This window comes from Vibrio sabulosilitoris (genome assembly GCF_055391395.1).
This window is the reverse complement of the sequence record NZ_AP029599.1, coordinates 2,874,698-2,898,810: the sequence shown is the minus strand read 5'-3', so window position 1 is coordinate 2,898,810 and position 24,113 is coordinate 2,874,698. Positions and strand designations below refer to the sequence as shown.

The 24,113-nt window shown below is 45.3% G+C and carries 20 protein-coding genes; 13 read left to right on the top strand and 7 right to left on the bottom strand.

Annotated features, from left to right (window positions below):
- Positions 1–104 precede the first annotated feature (104 nt).
- A complete protein-coding gene (locus tag ACZ5R2_RS13585; protein ID WP_464899896.1) occupies positions 105–1,028 on the bottom strand; it encodes a LysR family transcriptional regulator in 924 nt (307 codons plus the stop codon).
- Positions 1,029–1,761: 733 nt separating this feature from the next.
- On the opposite strand from ACZ5R2_RS13585, the gene ACZ5R2_RS13580 reads away from it, so the two are divergent.
- A complete protein-coding gene (locus tag ACZ5R2_RS13580) occupies positions 1,762–2,169 on the top strand; it encodes a hypothetical protein (RefSeq protein WP_464899895.1) in 408 nt (135 codons plus the stop codon).
- A gap of 115 nt (positions 2,170–2,284) precedes the next feature.
- Here ACZ5R2_RS13580 and ACZ5R2_RS13575 read toward each other — a convergent pair whose 3' ends face one another.
- Entirely contained in the window at positions 2,285–4,006 is a 1,722-nt protein-coding gene (locus tag ACZ5R2_RS13575; protein WP_464899894.1) for an amidohydrolase, read from the bottom strand.
- A 114-nt stretch (positions 4,007–4,120) separates the two neighbouring features.
- Between ACZ5R2_RS13575 and ACZ5R2_RS13570 the strand changes: the two genes are divergently transcribed.
- The 4 genes from ACZ5R2_RS13570 (at position 4,121) to ACZ5R2_RS13555 (ending at position 6,442) form a co-directional block, all read left to right on the top strand.
- Complete coding sequence (locus ACZ5R2_RS13570) at positions 4,121–5,065, top strand: LysR family transcriptional regulator (RefSeq protein WP_464899893.1); 945 nt, start codon at positions 4,121–4,123, stop codon at positions 5,063–5,065.
- 446 nt (positions 5,066–5,511) lie between these two features.
- The gene (locus ACZ5R2_RS13565; protein WP_464899892.1) at positions 5,512–5,724 is read left to right on the top strand and encodes a cold-shock protein; all 213 of its coding nucleotides are present in this window, start codon (positions 5,512–5,514) and stop codon (positions 5,722–5,724) included.
- A 364-nt stretch (positions 5,725–6,088) separates the two neighbouring features.
- The gene (locus ACZ5R2_RS13560) at positions 6,089–6,235 is read left to right on the top strand and encodes a hypothetical protein (protein ID WP_464899891.1); all 147 of its coding nucleotides are present in this window, start codon (positions 6,089–6,091) and stop codon (positions 6,233–6,235) included.
- A gap of 6 nt (positions 6,236–6,241) precedes the next feature.
- The gene (locus ACZ5R2_RS13555; protein ID WP_464899890.1) at positions 6,242–6,442 is read left to right on the top strand and encodes a hypothetical protein; all 201 of its coding nucleotides are present in this window, start codon (positions 6,242–6,244) and stop codon (positions 6,440–6,442) included.
- Between the two features lie 132 nt (positions 6,443–6,574).
- Here the strand turns inward: ACZ5R2_RS13555 and ACZ5R2_RS13550 are convergent, their stop codons facing one another.
- On the bottom strand, positions 6,575–7,243 hold the full coding sequence (locus ACZ5R2_RS13550) for a serine hydrolase domain-containing protein (protein WP_464899889.1): 669 nt from the start codon (positions 7,241–7,243) through the stop codon (positions 6,575–6,577).
- 79 nt (positions 7,244–7,322) lie between these two features.
- Between ACZ5R2_RS13550 and ACZ5R2_RS13545 the strand changes: the two genes are divergently transcribed.
- Positions 7,323–7,487, top strand: coding sequence for a helix-turn-helix domain-containing protein (locus ACZ5R2_RS13545; RefSeq protein WP_464899888.1), 165 nt, complete (start codon positions 7,323–7,325; stop codon positions 7,485–7,487).
- A gap of 30 nt (positions 7,488–7,517) precedes the next feature.
- Positions 7,518–8,225 (top strand): LysR family transcriptional regulator substrate-binding protein, encoded by a 708-nt coding sequence (locus tag ACZ5R2_RS13540; protein WP_464899887.1) that lies wholly within the window; start codon positions 7,518–7,520, stop codon positions 8,223–8,225.
- A gap of 334 nt (positions 8,226–8,559) precedes the next feature.
- On the opposite strand, the gene ACZ5R2_RS13535 is transcribed toward ACZ5R2_RS13540, so the two are convergent.
- Both ACZ5R2_RS13535 and ACZ5R2_RS13530 read right to left on the bottom strand, forming a co-directional pair.
- Positions 8,560–11,805 (bottom strand): Ig-like domain-containing protein, encoded by a 3,246-nt coding sequence (locus ACZ5R2_RS13535; RefSeq protein WP_464899886.1) that lies wholly within the window; start codon positions 11,803–11,805, stop codon positions 8,560–8,562.
- Positions 11,806–12,284: 479 nt separating this feature from the next.
- Complete coding sequence (locus tag ACZ5R2_RS13530) at positions 12,285–13,166, bottom strand: LysR family transcriptional regulator (RefSeq protein ID WP_464899885.1); 882 nt, start codon at positions 13,164–13,166, stop codon at positions 12,285–12,287.
- 160 nt (positions 13,167–13,326) lie between these two features.
- On the opposite strand from ACZ5R2_RS13530, the gene ACZ5R2_RS13525 reads away from it, so the two are divergent.
- A complete protein-coding gene (locus tag ACZ5R2_RS13525) occupies positions 13,327–14,808 on the top strand; it encodes an amidohydrolase family protein (protein WP_464899884.1) in 1,482 nt (493 codons plus the stop codon).
- 154 nt (positions 14,809–14,962) lie between these two features.
- Here the strand turns inward: ACZ5R2_RS13525 and ACZ5R2_RS13520 are convergent, their stop codons facing one another.
- On the bottom strand, positions 14,963–16,279 hold the full coding sequence (locus ACZ5R2_RS13520; protein ID WP_464899883.1) for a serine hydrolase domain-containing protein: 1,317 nt from the start codon (positions 16,277–16,279) through the stop codon (positions 14,963–14,965).
- Positions 16,280–16,418: 139 nt separating this feature from the next.
- Here ACZ5R2_RS13520 and ACZ5R2_RS13515 point away from each other — a divergent pair, with 139 nt between their 5' ends.
- From ACZ5R2_RS13515 to ACZ5R2_RS13495, 5 genes are all read left to right on the top strand, one after another.
- Positions 16,419–17,309, top strand: a complete 891-nt coding sequence (locus tag ACZ5R2_RS13515) for a LysR family transcriptional regulator (protein ID WP_464899882.1) — start codon at positions 16,419–16,421, stop codon at positions 17,307–17,309.
- 350 nt (positions 17,310–17,659) lie between these two features.
- Positions 17,660–19,174, top strand: coding sequence for a DUF1800 family protein (locus ACZ5R2_RS13510; RefSeq protein ID WP_464899881.1), 1,515 nt, complete (start codon positions 17,660–17,662; stop codon positions 19,172–19,174).
- 4 nt (positions 19,175–19,178) lie between these two features.
- Positions 19,179–20,975: a DUF1501 domain-containing protein gene (locus ACZ5R2_RS13505; protein WP_464899880.1), complete on the top strand. Its 1,797-nt coding sequence runs from the start codon at positions 19,179–19,181 to the stop codon at positions 20,973–20,975.
- Positions 20,976–21,163: 188 nt separating this feature from the next.
- On the top strand, positions 21,164–21,658 hold the full coding sequence (locus tag ACZ5R2_RS13500; RefSeq protein ID WP_464899879.1) for an N-acetyltransferase family protein: 495 nt from the start codon (positions 21,164–21,166) through the stop codon (positions 21,656–21,658).
- A 70-nt stretch (positions 21,659–21,728) separates the two neighbouring features.
- Complete coding sequence (locus tag ACZ5R2_RS13495; RefSeq protein WP_464899878.1) at positions 21,729–22,217, top strand: 2-thiouracil desulfurase family protein; 489 nt, start codon at positions 21,729–21,731, stop codon at positions 22,215–22,217.
- Between the two features lie 60 nt (positions 22,218–22,277).
- Here the strand turns inward: ACZ5R2_RS13495 and ACZ5R2_RS13490 are convergent, their stop codons facing one another.
- Entirely contained in the window at positions 22,278–24,113 is a 1,836-nt protein-coding gene (locus ACZ5R2_RS13490) for a V-type ATP synthase subunit A (protein WP_464899877.1), read from the bottom strand.

Genomic DNA, 24,113 nt, shown 5'->3' with positions numbered 1-24,113 from the left:
ATGTGGCAGCAACTCGAGCTCAAGTTGGCTCGAACTGCACAAGACCCAAGAAATGAATGAGCCAATATCGCCGATACGCTTTAACAAGCGCTAGCTAGCGTCTATTAAAAGCTTTCAGCGATAAAACCAATCCCCTCTCTGCATATCTCAATCAGCTCATTGCGAACGAAGCGATGCAGTGGCTCGTTGTGATTGCGCTGGTGCCAGTAGCAATGCACTGTGGTTGGGGGCAAGTTATCGATAGGGCGCGATGTAAGTTCGTCCTCGTCTAACATCGCCGCGGAGGCCGCCGAAATGACACTGACCCGCTGCGAGCCTTTGATCAATCTCGCCAATAACTGATAGCTGGTGGCCCCCGAGACTATCTGCCTACTTTTGCCATAGGATTGAGCGAGTGACTCGACCGAGTCCTGCTGCAGTGTGTGAGGCAAAATTGTGACATAAGGGTAGTCAAAGACACTTTGCGGCCAGTCAGTGCTTTGTGCGAGCGGGTGCTGCTTGGCATAGATGGCGCACATCGGCAATTTCCCCACTTCAACCCCATAAAATTGAGATGAAAGCTGAGTAATAGCATTGAAGGTAAGATCAACTTTGCCGTCAAGCAAGTCTTGTTCGGTATTAATATTCCAAAGCGAGGTTTCGATAGTAATCCCTGGTGCGACATCTTGTAAACGGTCGACCAGTATTGGGATAGCGTAGAGCGCGCCCAGATCGTGCATCGCAACGCGGACTCGGCCCTTCGCTTTGTGGGGCTGGAAAGCTTCGATGGCGACGACACGTTCTAAACAGCTGACAGCTTCAGAGAGCGGCTCTGCTAATGATAGGGCCTTTGGTGTTGGCTCAACCCCTCTGCCACAAGGAATATATAGCGGATCGTTGAAATGCTCGCGCAGTTTGTTGAGGTGATAAGTGACGGTACCTTGCTGCAGCCCCATTTGCTTGGCAACTTCTTTAACGCTGTTGTGTAGCAAGAGCTGTTGCAAGATAAGTAGGGATTTAAGTTCGATTCCGCTTAGTGGATGATGCACGATTGTTCTCTATGATTAACTGTTCAAAGTTTTCAAATAGTATAACTAAATATAACAAGTATTTTGCTGTTTTCGTTCAAGTAAAATAGCCCCGTTGACAAAACACTCAACGAGTTACTATTGACCCCTAAGCTACTAACCGCAGTTCTCGCTTCGGTGCCACTATGTTGGCAAGGCATGGAGATGGCGGTTCACAAGTTCTAGTTGCTAGTGCAAACCAACTCCATATCCATAAGAGTCTTAGAGTCAAGTGCTCACAGACCTTTCTTATAGCCGTTCAGCGTGTGTCCGAAATTTATAGCGCTGAGCGGTTCTTTTTTGCTTGCTCTATACCGCATTTTACCCTTACGTTCTCCTAGACAAATTATGCTCATTTTCTCAGCATAATGCATTGCACTATGTAAGTACTTGCTATCGTTTCGGCGGTTTATTTTTGGGTTTTAGTATGCACTGTGACCAAGGTTCCAATTGAAACGATGAGTATTTAAACCAATCGGTTGTTATGTCGTTAACTTTTACATATTGATGACGCTGTCTTTATCAAATTAGGCGTTAATCACGCTAGATTTTTAGAGTACAGGGAAGGACTTCTAATGTCCTCTGTATACCCAAGTCATCGCAGCACTTTGGAGTGTATCGAGGTTTTTAGATGCTAACCAAATACTCAAATAACCACTAAATAGTGGTGTGAGTTATTGGTAAATAGCATCACAAAGTAAGTAAGGTAAAATGCATGTTTAAAAAACGTTCTCTGACGCTATTGGTGTCAGTTCTGACCGCTGGATTTACGGCGTCGGCTGCCAATGCATCGGTGAAAGTCGGTATGGGTGTGGATTATGGCTTAGGTGTTAACCTAAAGTTTGATGATACGGTGAATGTCTTTGTTGGTAACGATGGACTAGCAGTAGATTACCATTTTGCAAGAGGTGCGATTTCAAGCGGTGAGCCCGTTGGTTACTTTATTGGGTTCGGTGGTTGGACAAAATGGAATGATGATTATGGCGTGCGAGTACCTGTCGGTTTAGATTTTCGTTTTGCGCCGAACTGGAATTTAACCGCTCAGCTAAACCCGGCACTGCAAATTCAGGATAAGACCAAATTCATGATCGATGCGGGCTTAGGTGTGAGTTATCAGTTTTAACCGGTAACAACCATTAAGATACCAAAATGGCCTGCTGATTATGAGCAGGCCAGCAATGTATTTATCTAGAGAAGCGAAAACTGGGTAGGCTTGTACCCACCCAGTGTTACTCGAACTATTTCGCTCGGTAGATTTCCTCACCCTCTTTAAAGGTTGCGATAACCTTAAGATCCTTAAGTTTCATCGGATCTACATCCAGCGGGTTTTGGTCAATGATGATCATATCCGCGAGTTTGCCCACTTCTAACGATCCTTTCTGCTCTTCTTCGCGGAACTGGTAAGCGGCGTTGATGGTTGACGCTTTTAGTGCGTCCATCACGCTGATACGCTCATCCTCACCCCATACTTTGCCACTGCGGCTTGCACGGTTAACCGCTGTCCAAATCAGAGTGAACTGATCCACTGGGTGGACAGGAGAGTCGTGGTGAATCGTGGTTGAGAAACCGTGATTGATCCCAGACTGCACAGGGTTAAGTTTTGCCGTACGCTCTGGTCCGTAAATCTGCTTAGCATGGAAATCAGCAAAGTAGAAGCTGTGCGCCATCTGGTAAGTGAGTGTCACATCGAGATCTTTTAGTGTCTCAAACTGATCTTCTTGAACCTGCTGCAGGTGGATAAGCTGAGTGCGGCGATCTTTGCCTGGGTTGGCTTCTTTCGCTGTGCTCAAGCCTTCAATCGCGATATCAAGCGCACCATCACCCAGTGCGTGGATGAACAGTGGGATATCATGCTCAAGGTAGCTACCTGCAAGTTTAGCTAGATCATCGGCTGACATTGATGAATAGCCGACGTAATCTTCTTCACCTTCCAGTTGTACATGATAAGGGTCACGAAGGTAAGCCGTACGGCCCGGTGAACCACCATCAAGGTTAGCTTTAAGACCCGCTAAGCGGAAGCCATTGTCGTAGTCTGGAGAGTAATTTTCAACTACCGTGTCCACATCGGTTGCGAAGTAGAACATACCACCCGCTACATCAACCTTGAGCTGATTGGTGTCAGCCATGTGTTGGAATAGTGCTTGAGTTTGTGGTGACAAACCCATCTCTGTCACTGTAGTAAAGCCTTGTGAGGCGTAGACGTCTTGTGCATCGCGAATCATCTTTTGATTTAGCTCAAACATAAAGTCTTGTGGTAAATCTTGAGATTGGTCGACGCCAAGATCTTGGGTCATAGATAGCAGGATCGGCTTGATAGCAGCCTCTTCTAGAACACCATTAGGTTGCATTGAACCCTCTTCACGCTGGATAACACCACCTGAAGGAGCAACACTGTTCTCATCAATACCCAACATCTCAAGCATGTAGGTGTTTGCTACGACGATGTGTGTTGAAAAGTGAATAATAATGATAGGAACGTCAGTCGAGATGGCATCAAGGTCGTGGCGAGTAGGGTGGCGACCTTCTTCTAGCATTGCGTTGTCATAGCCCCAGCCAACCAGCCAGTCTTTACTATCTTTGTCGCGCTTACCGAGCGCCCAAGACATTTCACGCTGGATATCTTTGATGCTCTCAATATTGCCCGCTGGTTTCGGGTCTAGGTTGACCATCGCAAGTTTGACACCGGTCATCTGGAAGTGGCTGTGTGAGTCAAAGAAGCTTGGCATCAGGGTTTGGCCTTCAAGGTCAATCAATGCAGTATTGGCATCTTTATGTTCAGCTTTAATTGCGTCTGTTTTACCTACCGCTGTGATTTTGCCATCTTTGATAGCAACCGCTTCAACTTTTGGCATGGTGTCATCCATGGTCAGGATGTTGCCACCGAAGTAGATCGCGTCTGCATCTGCATACGCAGACATTGCTGTAGCAGCGATCAAGCTTGCTAAGAATGTTCTTTTCATAATTCAAACCTTTTTAGAATAATTCACGCCCACATTTGTGGCACGCAAGGATTGTATAAAGATTTTTGCTAATGTAACGTAAGGGATGTTCGAATACCTCAGACAAATTGAAATATGCTGTTACGTTTTAGTCTAGATCAAGTTGCTGCATTTGTAGCGGTGGCAGAGAAAAGCTCATTTAGCGACGCGGCTCGTGCGAGTGGAAAAAGCCGCTCTACTTTGCACCATCAAGTCGGAAACTTAGAAGTGGATCTCAACATAACTTTATTCTCACGTGTTGGAAAAGGAGTGGCTTTGACCCAAGAAGGTAAGGTGCTGCTCGAGCAAGCTAAGCACTTGCTCTATCACGCTAAGTATTTTCAAAACAGCGCAGATAGCCTGTCACAGGGAGAAAGTCAACAATTGACTGTCTGCCATGATGCGATACTACCGCCTCACTTTATCGCTCGAGTTGACCGCTGGGTGTCGGATGCCTTTCCACTGGTTGATATTCAATGGTTACACCGCGACCGACTTTCAATGTATCAAGGTTTGCTCAACGGAGAAGCTGACGTGGGTTTAGCATTAAGTAGTGGTGGAACACTGCCAATGCATGGTGTGGATTTTTATAATCTCGGGATGATGCCCATCGACATTTTTACTAGTCATCACTCTCCCTTGGTAAGTTGCCAGCCCTGTTCACTGCATGAGCTTGCTCAGTATCGTCAATTGATGTTAGAAGACTATCTTGATACACCGGTTTTCTCCCGCTCACAGGTAAAGAGCAACCCCAAGCAGGTGAGTAATGTCGATATGCTATTGGCGATGCTAGAAGACTCAGGATGGTCGGTGTTACCTATTGCTTTGGTCAACAACCATCCGAAGCGCGATCAGTTCATTCGGCTAAAGTTGAATTTTGTCTCTAACACCAACACCGCTGAATACATAATGTTTAGTAATAAGTTACATACGGCTGAGCCAGCATTAAGGTTGCTTATTGATAGTATAAAATCGCTGTATACCGATGAACTTGCGTTAATTAGTGATTCTCCTGATTGGAGCACAAAGTGGGGAGGCTAAGAGTCAACAAGGTTACTTGATTACGAGTGCAAAGACTCCTCATCATAATCTTGCTTTGTCATATTATTTTTGCGGGAAAAGTGGACTAAAATGCGGGGGTTAAAAGTCTATGGGTGATACAAGTGTGGGTATTGAGCTCGATAGTGTGGCTCCAAAAGGCCCATAGTAGATAATAAATATAAATAATACGCCAAAAGATTAATGGCAGTGGACTTAAGTAACTGATTTTTATGTGAAAAATCAAATAATTTAAGAAATGTATATCTATTGCGCTGATAAAGTGTATAGTAACCACAAGCTCAAGCAGTGAGCTATTGATAACTTATTTAGGCTCAAGTAGTACTCAGTTCTGTTTCGATTTGATTCGTCAAATTCTCTCCTGTGATACCTTTTTCTTCATTATTTATTTAGTAGCACTCTGTTCTAATCTATCTATAGAGATATCTATGTCAAATAAAATAACTGGCTCAGTAAAATGGTTTAACGAAGCTAAAGGCTTTGGATTTATCGCGTCAGATAATGGCGGTCCAGACTTTTTTGTTCATTTTAGATCAATTGTTAGTGATGGTTTTAAAACACTAGCAGAAGGCCAAAAAGTTGCTTTTAACGCAGAGCCGGGTGCAAAAGGCCCCCAGGCAACGAACGTTACACTGCTATAAAATTTCGGAGAGTGCTTTCTGGCCAATGCTGAGCACTCTCCAGTTAGCCAACAATTAAGGAGTCAAATGAGTCGAGTAACTAATAGAAAAATATACTGGTATTATGTTTCGCGTGAGCAGAAAAATCTAAAGAGTAAACATACTTGTACCAAATAAGATATTACCTTCATCACAACAAATCTTCTTGGTCTGCTACCATTAATCAACTCAATAGTGACGTTTTAAAGCGTCATATTCTACCTAGAACCAATTGTCTTAATTTGTCTTTTTCATTCTGCGAGTCTCAAGGCTTAGGAGAGATTATAGGTTTACAAGGCGAGGTTTTGGGCAGTTTCCGAATAGACACACAAGCAAAGGATGACCGATGAGCAAGGCAAGTACGCGCAAAGGTAAAGAGGAAAAGGTTGGTGGTTTAGTTTGCGATGAGCGTAAAGAAAGTATCCATCAAATTAGAAAAAAGATAGAGCATATTCTATCAGAGCGAGAGCAGAAAAAAGCCTGGGAGCTATGAAGTAAAATGAGAAAGCCAAAGAAAAAGCCTATCAAAAAGACAAATAAAAACCATTTTGAAGAACGATTATCACATATGGTAGCAGAGTATAATAAAGCTAAGGAAAACCTAGATTTATTGACCGAAGGAACGGAGGAGTACGCGAAACAAAAGAAAATATGTGATAACTTGTTTGCAAGCACAGAGCGATTTGTCAACGCAAATTGAAAGGCTATACCCAAGCTAATTTTGCTAAATCTGCACCATTAGGTGTTTTGGGTATAGTTTAGAGACTCAATCCGACACTGTGTTATCAGCATCGGAATTAGTATAATCAAGCTTGTCCTAATGTTAAATGGACTACTTTACCTCTGCTGCGATAGCTTGAGCAGCGGCGATCTTAGACCAGAAGTGGTCATTGCCCACAGTTGATGCGCCAGACTGGCTAGAGAAGAAACTTACCCCAGTCTCAGTCGTGCGGTTGATGTAAACTACCTGACCATGGATACCAACAGCCGCGTATTCACCTTGCTCTTGGTCTAATACCCACCAGTTGTTTTTATATGCTTGCCAATCGTCAGCATAACGTGGGTTGCGTGCTGTACGAAGGTAGTCGTTCTCATCCAAATCTAGTGTAGCGTCAACCCATTCAGCTGGAACGATCTGTTGACCGTTGTAGTGACCACGGTTAAGGATCATGCTGCCAAAGCGTGCTGCATCACGTAGTGTGGTGTTCATACCACCAGTAGAAATTGGCATAAAGGCACGGTCAACGGCCATGTAAGCATCGTTATCCGCACCTAGTTTTGACCATAAGTGCTCTTGAATAAACTCGTTGTATGGCTGGCCTGATACTCGGCTAATGATCCAACCCAGAACATCAGAGTTAGCTGAGTTGTATTCGAAGATATGACCTGGCTCTAGATCTTTGTTCTCGCCAATAAACTTGCCAAGGAAGTCATAGATACCATAGATTTCTGTTGATTCTGGTTGTGCGTCACGACCACCAGGGATAAACGCCATGTTCATTGCTGGACCGTAGTATTTTAGGAAATCAGAGTTTGGATCAACATAGTTTTGTTAGAAAAAGCCCTACAAGAGAAGAAGAATGAAAATTAGCTTTGAGCAGTTACAGGCATTTATTTGCGTTGCGGAGAGCGGGTCTTTTAGCGCCGCTGCGCGACTGCTGAGAAAAGATCGTGCTACCTTACATCAACAAATAGGAAACCTTGAGATCGACTGGGGCATGAGCCTTTTCAACCGCGAAGGATGAAAACCTACCCTGACTCCACAGGGACAGGCGATGCTTGGTCATGCAAAGATTATTATGCACCAGATAGAATCGATTAATAGCCGCTCAAAAAGCCTCTCCGCTGGAGAAGAAGAGCAGATCAATATCGTGCACGATGTCTCGGTGTCTGGTCGGCAAATTAGCCGTATGCAGGACAAAATCTATCAGCAGTTTCCCAACACACAGCTCAACTGGTTACAACGAAAACGCAATGAGGCGATTGCAGCCTTAATGGACAATGAAGTTGAACTGGTTATTGTGGTCAATGAAGGCAACGCGACGCCGGTCAAAGGGCTTAGCTTTACCAACCTCGGGTATCCAAAGTTTTACTTCTACACACATAAGGACAACCATTTGGCAAAAAAAGATGGCGTCGATATCGTCGACTTACAGTCACAACGGCAGTATGTGTTTGAGCATCATGCTGACACGACCTTAGGCTCCAAGTTGATTTATTCGCCAGACAAAGCCTTGATCAGTAGCATCAGCGTGCTATTTGAAGTATTACGTAGGGGTGGTTGGGCAATCTTACCCTCCGAGCTTGTCGACTCTCATCCTAATTCACAAGACTACATCAGGCTCAGAACTAACTTTTTAGTCGGCAGTGGTCGCTGGAGCTATATTTTAATGAACAATACCATGCATCAGCTCGGGCCGGTCGCTTCATACGCAAAACGTGTGATTGCAGATGAGTTTAACTTATTGATCGAAAGCCAATAATTGGAAATATAAGCCTTGGATAGTCAACTATGCAAAGCCACAGGATTCACTGAATAAACTGATCGGTAAACAGCTCTCTGATGGTACTGAGAATCGGATTATGTTTGAGCGAAATTGGATAATGTATTGTTAAGCCTTGCTGTAGTGGCCAAATTAACTATGCCATACATGCTGAAAATCTTGGGTGATGTTGGTTACTTTGAGCCTATTGACTTTCATATAGGGGGCTAGCAGCCACTTGGGTATACATTCGGTTTTTCTAGTAGTTCACGCATGATATAGTACTGGTAATTTAGCTGTGGTTGGCAAAGAGCCAACCACAGCTTATTTCTAGTTAGTGCTCATGTTGACATGAGAACAGGTGCATCAGATGTGGTGCCAAGCGTGCAGCGGCGTTTTCGACGATTTTGATTGGACTGACGCCTGGGTCAGCAACCTCGCCATTAGAAGATGACATCTCAACCAAAAGGAAGTAGAAATTGCCTTCTGGTAGTTCGGCACTTGGAGTGATGTTGTCCAAGTCAATAACTTGCGTTACTGTTCCTTCAACGGTGCCTATAACTTCGCTATTTACCGCGGTATAGTCGTTGACGACAGTGCTCCAATCACTAGTCATCTCGCGTAAGCGGAACATCATACCACCATAATTTCCTCCGGAAACGGTAGCACCGGATCCTGCATGATAATTAACAGTCACCGAAAAAGGACCGTTATTACTAAAATCGGTATTCCAGAAGTAGTTGTTATCAATGGTTACGTGCGTTGGCGTCGGATTTTCAACCGTGACATCCGCAATAGCAGTGTAGCCGCCATCAACTGTGGTTGCCGTGATTTGTGCGCTGCCGAGCTCTAGTGTGGTCACAAGACCGTTTTCATTCACTGTGGCGACATTGGTATTGCTAGACTCCCACATTACACGTTTATCGTCAGCATTAGCTGGCTCAACGGTAGCTTCGAGTTGCTGAGTTTCACCAACGACAATGTAAGGGCGCTCAGGGCTGATAGATACGCTCTCAACCGCGACAGCTTCATACGGTACTACCGTAACCACTGTACTAGCTGAGATTTCCGGTACAGCTGTTGATCTAACGGTGACAGTTGCCTGCCCACCTTCTCGGATGCCTTTAATCATGCCAGAGTCCTCAACTTCGACAACTTCGCTATCGCTTGAAGACCAAATGACATCATTAATGGCGTTTAGAGGCGTAAATACAGGGGTGAGCTGAATAGAGGCAGTTTCACGAACTAAAGACTCAGCAGGTAGAGAGAGACCTGTTGGTAACGGGTTATCTGCTTCATCAGATGTATAGCGTTCATTCGCAACAACATCGGTAATGTAAACTACTTCACCATTACGCCAAGTAACTTTGATTTCTGTGATGTTTTCTTGTTGACCTAAACCAAAGTGCATGGTGTTAAGTAAGCTTTGCGAGAATACTTCACCTGCAGAGCCGACGCGTTTGCGATATTTTTGACCATTCTCCATTTCAACTTCGACAAAGGCAGATATTGGGTCAAGGTTAGCCTTCGGGCTGTATCCAACATGGATCAATACATGATTGTTTGAAGAGTCATTGTCATTTTTGTAGAAATACCACTTGCCATCGCCACTACCGTTAAGCATATCGACTGAGCCATCACGACTAAATGGGAAAGCTTGACCCATATCACCGTAGCCAGTATCGTTGTCATCATGCGCACCGTGAATTTGAGTGATCTCAAAGCGATCTTCTCCGGTGTTAATGAGCAGGTAGTCGGTTAAGCGATCTTTCAAATCACCATAACGATAAACGAAAATATCGTTAAAGCCACTGTTGTTAAAATCACCGTAAGTGACGCCCCAGTGGTTACCACCCTGAGGGATGTTCCAGCTATTTTCAGCAATTTCAAATTTCTCACCTGTGTTGATCAGCAGGTAATCTTGGCTGTTACGGTTTTGAGGTTCCCAGCCTTCAGTCGTTACGTTATCAATGCCTGATAGTCTGAATGCAATATTCCAGAAAATAGGGTCGTTACGGCGCCATTCCATTCGCCATTGTCCGTCACCGAGGTAACCAAGATAAAATGCGTTGTCTTGGCGATCCGCGTCTGCTGGCCACCCCATTGCGTCTTTAGGGCTGATCGTCATGTCATCAATGTAGTAGTAGTCGTTGCTGTGACCTTTGTGAGCTTGATGCTCCACTTTGGCTTCGCCCAAAGTGAGAGGGAACCCACCGTCATACTGGCGATAAGTAAGGTGAACTTCAGAGAGGTCAATGTCGCCATCGGCTTCAAAGGTAATGGTTGTCACCCCTTTTTCACCATTATCATCAATGTCTAGAACACCTGTTAAAGGGTTAAAGTCCATTGACTTGTTAGACAGTAGGTAATCAGTCAGACCTGCAGCGAGATAGAGGTCCGGTAGGCCGCTGTTATTCACATCAACATCGGCAGCGGCCTGGAATTGATAACCATTTTCGACTTCGCTCGGAATCCAAGTGTTGGTCACGTCAGTAAATGTGAAGTTGCCGTTGCCCTTGAATAAACGTAGAGGACCAATAAATAGTACGTCGTCAATGCCGTCACCATCAAAGTCCATCACCAGAACACGCTCGGTTGGTGTGGTTTCTATGCTCGGAATCGCACGACGAGAAAAACTACCGTCTCCTTGATTTTCATAGAAAAAGTGCTGTACATCCTCATAATCCGAGGCGGTAACAAGGGCATTAAACAGTGCAAGATCAAGCAAGCCATTACCGTTGAGATCCATCCAGCGTGGTGCGCGCCCACGACCACCATCCGACAAACCAACGTCAGCTGGTATATCAACTAAATCTCGTTCTTCTATATGTTTTAAAAAGTGTGGGGGGGTAGGGGTAGTACCGTTGCCGCCACCTTTGGTAACGACAATGTCGCCAAGTCCACTGTTGTTGTAATCGCCAACTGCCGTGCCATGTAAATCGCCCATAGCGATAGGTTTTTCATGGTACTCCATATTGCCTTGTCCATCATTCCATAGAAGGAGTGTGTAGGGAGTCCAGTTGTGATTGTTAAGAATAAAATCGTAAAAGCCGTTGTTGTTGATATCGGCAATAGTTGGACCGCCATATTTTGGTAAGTCTTGGTTCCATTCAGGAATATCTAAACCGATATCCGCACTGGCATCTGTGAATGTAGGGATTGCGAGATTTCCTACATCAGTGAGTGTTAGGTTATTTACAGTAATATCGCCGCCACGAGCAACGAGCTCAATTTTTTGTTCACCGCTGCCCTCAAAAACAACGAGTGTATTAAATTTATTTTGCCCCTTCTTTACAACGTCAATATTATCAATCAGTGCTTGCCCATCAGCGTATAGGCTTAAATTTGCAGATTGTGAAGAAATTTCAACGTCAAAACTGATGTTCTTTATAGAGCTACCACCTATATCGATGGCTTTCGCATAAGGTTCGTAAATGCTAACAGTAAATGGAAAATCATCGCCATCACTATCATTATTATCATCTTTATCATTGGAGCCGCAGGCGGTTAACCCGGCGACCATTAAAGCTAATATCAGATGCTTTAGTTTAAACTTTCGCTCGTTTTCATAGAAAAACATGCAAATTCCTTTTGTTTGATTAAAGACTATTTATCAGGACAAATAACTATATGCATCTTAAATCTTGCGTATTCAAATAGTACTTGGTTGACCATTAAGTGTGCCTTTGGTCACCCAAAGATTGTAATTAATGTGATCTTTACTGATTTTGTGTGGACAAATAAAGATAATTGATTAACCATTGTTCTCGCTTGAGTGCCTAGTTTTCACCTATGTGGTTAAGTTGATCGTCACTGATGACGGTGATTAAATATCTACGGCCAGTGTGACCATTGCCGTTGAGTAATTGCCCATTCAATAGATATCTGCTTTGATTGAATGTGTAATAAAACAGTGTTGCTTAAATCGAGTTCGAGACGTAATCAGCTTAAATAGACTGTATTCGAAACAATGCACAGAGTTTTGGGTATGCCTAGCTTAGTAAGCTTGTTGTATCAAGCACCTTCAATGACATACCCAACTATGGAACGTCATTGGATTCACTGAATAAACTGTTCGGTAAACAGCTCTCTGATGGTATTGATAATCGGATTGTGTTTGAGCGAAATTGGATAATGTAACGTTAAGCCTTGCTTAAAATCTTGGGCGATTTCGGTTACCTTGAGCTTTTTGAGTATGTTGCCCTTAACGTAGGAGGATGCCAGCCAATTGGGGAGTGCAGCAAAACCATCATCTTGAAGCAGTGAGACAAGCAGATCATTACTAGAGATACAGTGACGCTGATTGGAGATCCAGTAGATTGACAGCCCCTCATCGGTCATATTTTCAGTAATGTACTGTTTGTGCCTTCTGAGCTGCTTGAGGCTGACTTCACTATGTTTGGCCAGATCTGAGTGAGCAGACACATAGACACCGACCGACACATCACCTAACCTCTGGTAGCCAACTTGATTGGTCGGATAGGCTTTTTGCCGATGAGGGTAAATGGCAATGTGAGTCTCAGAAGATTCGGTTGCTTGCAAACTGCTCTCGCGTGGCGCGTGGCGCCAGTTGGTAACGATGCTTGGAAGCCGTTGAGAAAGTACGTTGTTAACGTGTTTTATGGTGTGATTGGATAAAAAATTGTCAAAACTGATATTAATGGTCGTCAGTTCCACATTAAATAGAGCGAGCGCCACAGCGTTCAATTGCTCTGATTGCTCCACCAGTTGCTTCATATCTGGGTAGATTGCCCTGGCATAAACCGTTGGCACCAAAGACTTTCCATCGATATTAAATAGCTCACTCCCAACTATGTCCTCTAATTGGTTGACCTGCTCTCTTACTGTGACCCTAGATTTGTGAAGTTGTCTTGAAGCTTTGCTGTATGAGCCAAGTTCAAAACAATGCGTAAAGTATCGTGCTAGATCGATGCTAATCATGTCTACAATCTCAAAACAATCGTGAAAGTTCGTGCCAAACAACTTATTCGATTTGATGGCCTAAAATGTACGGTTTTAGCGTACATTATGAAGTTTAACTGGACTTTGTAGCTGAGTATAGTGTCTGTTTTCTAGTGTACCCCTACTAAAGAGAGATAAAATGACAAAGCAATTATCTATATCTGCGGCTGTATCTGTCGCTTTATTTGCTACTAATGCATTTTCTGCCGAAGATATCACTACTTATGACATTGTGATTGAGCAAGGGAGAGTTATCGATCCCGCTTCAGGCACCAACGAAGTAATGAACATCGGTATTGTTGATGGAAGCATTGTTGCTTTGAATAACGATAAATTGGTTGGTGAAAAAGTTATCGATGCCAAGGGCAAAGTTGTGGCACCAGGTTTTGTCGATTTGCACTCACATACCCCATTTAGCTTCGGTGAGAGCCTTCAGCTTAGAGATGGTGTTACTACACCACTGGATCTGGAAGCGGGTGCTTATCCGGTGACTGACTACGGTATGTTCATTCGTGATAAAGCGCGAGCAAACTATGGTGCGTCAGTTGGTTTTTATGCTGCTCGAATCAAAGTCATTGAGGATCGCGATCAGTCGTACATCGTCACTGAACAAGGTGCGCATCCATTTGCAGGCCCAGCGTTTACCCAGCAAGCCACACCAGATCAGATCGAAGAGCTCAAAGCGCACCTGACTGAAGGTATCAAGCAGGGTGGTATTGGTATCGGTCTGCCTCTTGACTATATGACCGAAGCGATCTCTGAAGATGAGCTTAATATGGTCTTTAAGTTGGCGAAAGATCTTAATGTGCCGCTGTTTGCCCACATTCGTCGTGGTGTGAATGGGGATATAGGTCCGCTAAATGATGTCCTTGAACTGTCGCAAAAATACGGTACTGCACTTCACCTATGCCATATTAACGCCAACGCAATGGGCAATATTAGTAACTGGCTTGCGGCAATTGATGAGGCCAATGAAAACGGTGCCAACGTGACTGTTGAAGCCTTCCCTTACACAGCAGGCTCAACTTCTATTTCTGCTGACGTGTTTGGCCGTGATTGGCAAGAGATTTTCGATATCTCATATGGGGATGTTCAATGGGCGGCGACAGGCGAGTTTCTGACCAAAGAAACCTTCAAACAGAAGCGTCGTGAAGAGCCAGGCGGGATGGTGATTCACCACTATATGAAAGAAGAGTGGCTAGAAACGGCATTGACCTATCCGGGTATGATTGTTTCATCTGACGCGATGCCAACGCTCAACGCTAATGTCAAAGCTAACCCGAATGGGGCGGGTTCATTTACCAGACTACTCACTCACTATGTTCGAGACACCGAATTGCTTTCTCTCGAGCAGGCCATCGCTATGTCGAGTTACTACCCGGCAAGACTGATTGAAGAGGCTGCCCCGGCATTTAAACGTAAGGGCCGAGTTCAAGTGGGAGCAGATGCTGATCTATTGGTGTTTGATCTTGATAACTTGTCGAGTAACGCGGCATACATGGACCCGTTCGCACCGGCAACCGGCTGGGACTATATTTTAGTTAACGGTGTGGTTGTACTTGATGGAGACAAACTCACTAAAGAAAGACCAGGACAGTTTATTCTTTCAACCCATCCTTAAGTGCTGTTTGATTTATGTTTGTTAGCAACGCGTTAAGATGGTGGTGTAGTATACTGAATAAAAGTGCCAGCCATATTTCCTGTTGCTAACAAATGTTGTCTGTTGAGCTATTTGAAATAGCTCAACAGACAACAATAATCAAAGACAGATTCTATTATTTGATAGAATCAGCAATCGCTTCAAATGCCGCCATACGTGGACGGTTCGTTTCTCGAGCCGCGTTCGAGGCACTTGGTGTTGAAGAGAAGGTTGCAATGACTAGGTTTTTCTCTTGGTTGATGTAAAGGTTTTGCCCAAATACACCACGGAAGGTACCGATGCCTTTTTCACTGTCATGCACCCATAGGTAGTTCTTATAGCCTTCTAGCCATTGATCGTAAACTGGGCTTTCTTCATCAGTGCGGTAGATACTGCGCGCTGTGTGTAGCTTCTCTTCGTCGGTTAGGGCAAAGGTGTCTTTAACCCATTTCTCAGAAAATACCTGCTGACCATTGTATTGGCCGTTGTTTGCCATCGCCATACCAACGCGAGCGAAGTCACGCAGTGTGGTGTTCATACCACCAGTTGCAATCGCAACGAAGGTCATATCTGCCATCATAAACGCATCGTGCTCAGCGCCCAATTTGCTCCATATATTTTCTGCAATGAAGGTCTGTAGCGGTTGACCGGAAACGCGACTAATGATCCAACCAATAACATCAACGTTAGGAGAGTGGTACTCGTACTTGTAAGACGGCTCTAGGTCAGGGTTTTGGGTGAACAATGGCGCAAATTCCAGTAGACCACGCGGCGTATCATCCTTAGTTGGGTCGATAGCTTCAAGGTCAAAAGCAGCCACGAAACCAAGGCGACGGAAATACTCAGTACTGAAGTCACCCGGCACCATGTTTACGTAGTCTTCTGAGTAGTTCAGCGCAGTTACCATGTTTAGCACTTCGCGCACCGTACGCTGGCCAAAGTGGGTGTCTTTCAGCTCTTCGATGTAAGTTTCAACTTTGGCATCAACGTCGACTTTTCCTTGCTCAACCAGTAAGCCCATAGCCTGACCAGTCAGAGATTTTGTGCTCGACGCCCACATATGGTGGTCTTTTTCTGTGAAATCACCGAAGTACTCTTCATGTAGAATTTTTCCGTCCTGAACGATGATGTAGCCGTCAGTATGGTCGCCGATCATCGCATCACGTACGGTGTAGGTTTCGCCTTGGTGGTCGAATTTAAGGGCTGCAATTTTAGGGTCTAACGCTTCAGGGATTGCCACAACATTACCTTCACGCGGCACCATGACACTCGGGTGCAAGCCCATGTTTCTAAACGTCCAGTTGTTGTATGGTGCTTGGGTCCACTTACCTTTGGTCGCTTGAGCTTCAGGGCTTGCAGGGATGGTATCCATAACCGCGATTTCTGAGGCAGCTACTGCTGTAGCAGAGAAGAGGCTTAGGCCGATTAGGCTACCGATTAGTGTTTTTTTCATATTTTAACCTTTATTGGATTAGGAGGTCTGACCAAATTGGATTAAGACGTCGGACTAGCACGCAGTTTAGGTTGGTTCATTTTTCATATCTATTGCATAATGATGGGGATAAGCGTTCAAATATAGCTAGAGGTAGACAATGATCACATTTGAGCAAGTTAATTGCTTTCGTGCGGTATACGAACAAGGCAGCTATAGCGCTGGCTCGCGGGCGATAGGTAAAGATCGCACAACGGTCAGAGAGCATGTATTGGCGCTTGAGGATGTGCTCGGCGAGGCGTTGTTTACCATCCAAGGTAAAAGCGCGCACCCCACCGCCTTTGCAACGCACCTTTATCCACGTGCCCGTCACCTGGTCAAACAAGCGATGGATTTTGAATCTGTCGCCTTCTCGACACAGCACCTTGCTCTTACTCAGTTAACCTTGTGTTATGACATACAAGTACCAAGTCAACTCTTGGCAGACGTTGATCGACGTATTAGTGCCGTGTTTCCTCATTTAACGATGAAATGGCTACAGCGAGACAGACAGCAAGCTTCGACTATGTTGGAGAAAGGCTTGGCCCATTTTGCTCTGTTGCCAACGATGCGTAACCTGACTCCGCCCGAGCAGATGGGGTTGGTTAGGATGGGCAGTTGTGGTTATGGGGTCTATGTCCATCCCAATTCACCTCTCGCCAAGGGTGAGCAAGTTTCTATTCAAGATCTTACCGAGTACCCACAGTTAGTGAGCAGTAACGTGTTTGTGACAGGAGAAAAAACCATGCAGATCTCGTCTGAGTGTCACGAGGTCAATAGTGTGGACCTGATGGTGCGACTGTTGGCTAATCGAGGTTGGGCGGTGATTAATAGCCTAGATGCGAAAATTTATGAGGAGCAGGGGCTTATTCAACGTATTAGTGTCGCCGAGTTAGTCCATGATTATCGTACTAGCCTTGCTCTATTCTACTCCTTTGCTTATGAGTCCAACCCAACGATTAAAAGGTGTATACAGCTGATAAGAGAGAGTTGTCGCGAGCTTTTAGTGTGATGCGATACGATAAAATCCCGTGATTTAAATTACGTCAAATGTGAATAATCAAGTGGATTACTAAATCTAAATGAGTGAAATGCCAATACAGAGGGTAATGTTTTGGCTCGCGTTAAGTATTTGTTAAAGTTCAATGGCGCTATAATTGCAAAAGACAAGTTATGTTCTAACCTGCTTCAGTAAATACCGTTTTCAAGTGCTCTAGTGATGCATGGTTATTTTTGATTTGTTGTTATTAATAATTTTTCCTTATTAGGGGCTTACTATTGATATAAACCTTGTGATGTATAAATGTTGAATATCGAAGGCGCTTGGATAAGTCCATCATTTCATCTGGAGTATTCGATTCTATGAGTGAACTAACTTATTGGCAGGCAGCAAGGTTTTTAGACTGTGCCACATTTGGACCGCAGCATGAAGACATCGTCGCATTACAAAACTCAGGCGTTGATAACTGGCTGCAGCATCAGCTAATGATCGACGCTAACGAGCACTTCCCCCACTTGGAAGCCAAGCAGCTGAGTAACAGTAACGTGTGGCCTCACCACCGCAATGCCACTTGGTTTGACTTTGCGCTTTGGGGAGAGGATCAACTTCGCCAACGTGTTGCTTATGCCTTGAGTCAAATCTTGGTTGTTTCTAACGTGGGTGACCTGGTGGTAAAGCCGGATAGACCGCTTGCAACCTACTATGATCTGCTAGTTAGGTATGCATTTGGTAGTTATCGTGAGCTGTTGTATCACGTTAGTATTTCACCATTTATGGGCGAGTTTTTAACGCACGCTGGTAATAAGTCGCGCGCGGTTACCGGTGTTGACCCTGATCAGAATTATGCTCGTGAAATCATGCAGCTTTTCACCATGGGTCTTAACCAACTTAATATGTGGGGCGAACCCATACTAGATGCTGATGGTAATCTGGTCCCTAACTACACCGAAGATGATGTACAAAACTTAGCAAAGTTGTTTACTGGATGGCGAAGACATGCACCACTGACGCACAATGTGAATTGGTGCAAACCAATGTACGTTGTTGAACATGATCACGATATTACTGAGAAGGTAATTATGGGGCATGTTTTCCCTGCTAATGTTGACGCGGAAACGGAGTTACTCGCCCTGTTAGATTTACTGGTCGATCATCCAAGTACGGCTCCGAATATTTCCAAGTTCTTGATCAGTAAACTAGTCACCTCAAACCCCAGTCCGGAGTATATATATCGTGTCTCTTCGGTATTTCGTAATACTGGGGGACAACTTGATGCTGTGGTTCTCGCTATTTTGACTGATGACGAAGTCTATAGACAAGATAGCCGTGGTGTCAGAGTTCGTGAGTCTCGTCTACACGCGACCGCACTTTTACGTGCACTTGACTGCTTTACAGTCCGTAATATTTCAGGTGGCGGACTGACTGAAGAGCGAAGCTTCTCGTACCTTACAGTGTTAGGTGCTAATTCAGTGTTTAACTTTTATGATCGCGATTTCATTCCTCCAGGTTCCCTAGGTGACCAAGGTCTACTTGCACCAGAGTTTGATGGGGTTGAGTGGTTGGATATGGTTAAAATTAGCAACTGGGTGTATCAGCAAATCTGGGATAAAGCTGAAGATACGAGAAAACCGAACAAGAAGCACTTCATTTACGTGCGTTTGAAGCCATTTTTTACTGTTGCTGAAAAAGAGGGTGAGGAGGCATTACTCAACCTCATCGAAATGCGTTTTTGTAAAGGACAAATGACAGAACGACTTCGCCGCGCGCTTAAGGCAATCTTTACACTTCACAGTAATGATGGTGCAAGTATCGAGCTCACTGTCCGGCAAATGGTTTATTTTACAAGCACATCATCAGAATTTCGCGTTCAGGGGTAAGACTATGAAACTAACTCGTCGAAACTTTCTCAAATCATCCGTGGCTTTTGCGTCAAGTACGGGTGTCCCTTTGTATTTTTCTCTACCCCACACTGCATTTGCACAGCAAACATCGTCCCCTAAAGCCCTAGTCGGTGTATTTTTGTTTGGCGGTGCCGACTCATTTAATGCCTTGTTGCCGATGTCTGGCAGCCAATACGATACCTATCGTAAGGCGCGCCCAACACTCAGCATTGATAGCAGCAAGATGATCAAACTCAATATCACTGCGGACAATGGTGTAGAGCTTGGTATGAACCCCGCCATGCCTCAGCTTGCGAGCCTTATCCAGCAAGGCAGTGCCGTGCCAATTGTTAATGTTGGTCCTATGCTTAATGGCGAGGGAGCACCGCCTGCAAATATCTCAGCGCACAACGCTCAACAGCTGACTTGGCGCAAGAGTTATGACCCTGAAGGCAAGCGTAACCACACTTATGGTTGGTCGGGCATGATGATGGACTTGCTTCATGATCCTAATACGATTTTACCAGAGTCTATGGCGCAAGGTGGTAGCGTGTGGACACGAGGTTTCAATGCCCCCTCCCTTGGGCTGAGCAGCAACATTAGTGGTGATAAAATTCTGTCAAAATACCCTGAGCTAGAAGCGATTTATGAGGCGTATCACACCGATGTCGTTATATCACCGTTTGAGCAGGAGATGGATATCCGTCGCGCTGACGGAATGACCAAAGGCGAGCTTGTACAAGATATATTGCGCCAATATCCAAGAGATGAAACTATCGTTGGTAACTCACTTGGTTCTCAGTTACGTGTGGTCAAACAGATGATTGAGGCCGCTGAGGACTTAGGCCACGAGCGTCAGATCTTCTTTGTTAGTCTTGGAGGCTGGGATAGTCATCGTGGTAACAATGCTAACCATCTTAGCGTGCTAGACAGTGCGTTAGGCAGCTTCCAACAAGCACTGAATGACAGTGGATTGGGAGCTAACGTAGCCACTTTTACTATGTCTGAGTTTGGTCGCACTGTGAGAGAAAATGCCAATAAAGGCACCGATCATGGCTGGGGTGGTGTTCAGTTCGTCATGGGACAGAGTGTTAATGGGGGACGAGCCTATGGCGATTACCCTAGCTTTTCAGGGAGTAATAAGTTCCATCCAACCATTGCTCACGAGCAGATGGCGGCAACTTTAGCCGAGTGGATTGGCTTATCTGAAGTAGGAATGGATCATGTGTTCCCAGTTCTGAATCCTAATCGAGACAAACCGTTTACTAGTCGAACCCTTAATTTTATGGGCCAAGCGGGTAGCAGTGGGGCGCTTTTTGCCACGGAAAATAGCCATGTGCGCAGTGGCAGCTATGCCAATGATAACTACCACGGCGAAGTCTTGTATCTTAAAAAAGCGGGGGGTAGCTATCAGCGTATTAGTCTGATCAAGTTTGTTCTGCCGAACGCTAATCATCAGCAAAGTGTCTTGAGAGTCCATTTAGCGGGCGTACATTCAGCCCTAGCATCGGATTGGCGTGATATTAGTGTTAGCCTTGGTGAGGGAAGCTGGTCAGAATCGACAGTCACCTGGAATACTCAGCCAAAGGCAGTCGCTTTGGGTAACATCAAGCGAGTCTATGCTGAGCAGGTCGATAGTTGGATTGAGATCGATACTTCAGACTTGCTGTTGGGTAAGCAGGGAGAGATAACGCTAATACTTGAAATCAATGATTATAGTAATGATCAGAGTGACACCAAACTGTCGAACAAAGAACTTGGCAGCGATTTATCACCACAGCTTGTTCTTATCGCTTAATTCAATCGGACGGATTTGGTCGCGATAAGCCAGAGGAGCCATTGAGCTCCTCTTTGTTTTTCTAATATATTTTGATAATTTACTGTGCTAGCTATCACCAGTGGTTACATAGGTTGCGCCTGTTAAAACCGTTGATTTTATTAACTAAGATGTAAGCTACTTTAAGTCTTAATCACTAGGGAGTGTGAATGAACATCAGGGATGTTGAGTTAACAGACTCAAAAGTAATATCGGAAATTTACAACCATTATATAAAGTCAACTTTTATCTCTTTCGAGGAGGAAGCCATTTCTGAAATTGAAATGGCGAAAAGGATTAACGGTACCCGTGGTAACGGGTTACCCTGGCTAGTTATGGAAATCGATGATGTTGTCGTGGGGTATGCTTATGCCAGTGCATGGAAGGCACGCAGTGCTTATCGCTATACTGTGGAGTCATCGGTATATCTATCTCACGAATATGTGGAAAAAGGGTTAGGGTCTATGCTTTATGGCTCACTGCTGGAGCGACTTAAGCTAGAACAATATTGTAATGTGATTGGCTCGATAGCACTGCCAAACGCCTCAAGCATCCGACTTCATGAAAGACTTGGCTTTAAAAAAGTGGGTGAATTCGCTGGCATCGGCCTGAAGTTCGGTGAAAAGCGCAGCGTGGGTTATTGGCAACTCGAGCTAAATGAGTGATATATTGCAAATCCAATCCTTAACGGCTTAAGTTGGCGTTAGCAGTTTTGAATATGAAATGGAGTCATAGTTGGAAAAGGTCTTAGTTAGCGCCTGCTTAGTGGGAAATAAAGTTCGATACAACGCAAGTTGCTTGTCAATCCCTGAGTCTGATTTGGATTGGCTGCAATCTAACTTCGAGTTAGTCGTCTTTTGTCCAGAAGTATCGGCTGGTCTGCCCACGCCAAGAGCACCTGCTGAAATAATCGCAGGGAGAGGTGTCGATGTGTTAGTGGGGGCGTCAAAGGTCGTCGGAAATGATGGCGTTGATGTGACCACGCAATTTGTTGCTGGGGCAAATAATGCGTTGGCGCTCTGCCAGCGGCAACATATCAGGTATGCCGTGCTTGCTGAGGGCAGCCCGTCTTGCGGCAGCACCAATATTTACGATGGAACATTTAGTGGAACCAAAGTCGCGGGCTCTGGTGTTACCACCGCCTTGCTGGAAGGTCAGGGAATTAAGGTTTTTAGTCAGCACACGGTAACTCAACTTCGAAGCATGTTGGAAGAGCATAGCTAAAACAGGGATCCATATAAATTGGATCCCTGTTTATAGTTCTACAATAAATCAAGGCGTTGGTTAGCCTGTAACTGCCATTGTCTCTTCAAGCAGTTGGTCAATACGCTCAATGTAGTCATGGTACTCAGCCGAGTTTTCCGTCGCAAAGTGGAAGTTACGGAAATAACGCGTCATCGCGGTAAAGAACTTACGAGCATCTGCTTTATCTTCAAAGTCATAAGTGTTACGCGCAATGTTAACCACTTTATTGAAGATAAACTGCTGACGCTCAAAGCTGCACGATGCATCGACGTCATCGAAGGCATTCTGTTGCAAGTAGACCATATCCACCAGTAGGGCTTTTTGATAGGTCACGTAGTCATCGAGTGAAATACCTTCTTCACCAGTCACCTGCATCATTTTACTGATGCTATCGCCTGTGACGAGCAACTGTTTCATCTCCTTGATGGTCGGAACCCAGTGTGGGCCAATGTTTTCCGCATACCAAGGCTCGAGTTGGTCAAGGTAGCGAGACCATGAGATCAATGGGTCAATGGCCGGGTAGAAGCGCTTGTATGCGCGCTCATACGACAGACCCAAGAAGGTTTTCACTGTGCTCAGGGTAGACTGAGTCACAGGCTCTTCGAAGTTACCCCCAGCTGGTGACACCGAGCCAATCATAGTCAGTGAGCCATTCACGCCATCTTCGTTGTTGATCACGCCACAGCGCTCATAAACGCCCTTGATTGACGAGTCTAGGTAGGCTGGGAAGCCTTCTTCACCTGGGATCTCCTCAAGGCGGTTAGAGGTTTCACGCATCGCCTGTGCCCAGCGCGAAGTCGAGTCAGCCAGCACCAGTACGTTAAAGCCCATTTGACGGTAGTATTCGCCAAGCGTTAGGCCGGTGTAGATAGAGGCTTCACGGGCTGCAACCGGCATGGATGAGGTGTTACAGATGATCACAGTGCGATCAATCAGGGTGCCGCCATGCTTAGGGTCGGGTAGGTGAGGGAACTCTTCGATGGTTTCCACTACTTCACCAGCGCGCTCACCACAGGCAACCACGATAACGATGTCGGCATCACAGTAACGTGAGATACCATGCTGCAGAACGGTTTTGCCTGAGCCAAAAGGACCAGGAACACAGCCCGTACCGCCGCGCGCAATCGGGAAGAAGGTATCGATGGTGCGGGTTGTGGTCACTAATGGCTTAGAAGGGAACTGGCGTGTGGTGTTGCCTTTGACTGACAAGGTGTTGGCAATCGATTGACGCACTGGCCATTTTTGCACCATGGTCAGCTTGTGCTCTTTACCTTTTGCATCAACAATGTGCGCGATGACGGTATCAACGGTAAAGTTACCTTCTTGAATCCAAGTCACTTCCACTTCGCCTTTGATGTGGAAAGGCACCATGATCTGGTGAGTAAAGCGGCCTTCTTGCACGCTACCGAGCGATTGTCCTGCTAGTAGCTTTTCGCCCTGACGGACTTTAGCGGTAAATGCCCAAGTCTCGGCTTTATCAAGCGCATCAACGTGCATGCCACGTTTTAGGAACTTGCCGTGGATTTGCGCTAGGCGCTCTAGAGGCTGTTGCAGGCCATCATAGATTTGCGACAAGATGCCCGGGCCCAAATCCACTGTCAGCATCTCGCCGGTTTGAATAATGTCATCGCCAACTGCGACACCACGGGTGTCTTCATAAACTTGAATGTCAGCGCTATCGCCATTCACGCGCAGCACTTCCGCCATCAGCTGCTCATCGGCACCCTCGGTTTGCTTGCGGCTAGGAATAACATAGACCACCTCATTCTTGATAAGGGCGCCCTTGGTTTCTGGGTTCAGACGAATTTTTAGGGTGTCACCAATGACTGCAGTTACGTGGGCAGTCGGTGTAGTATTAGTAGTTTCAGTGCTCAT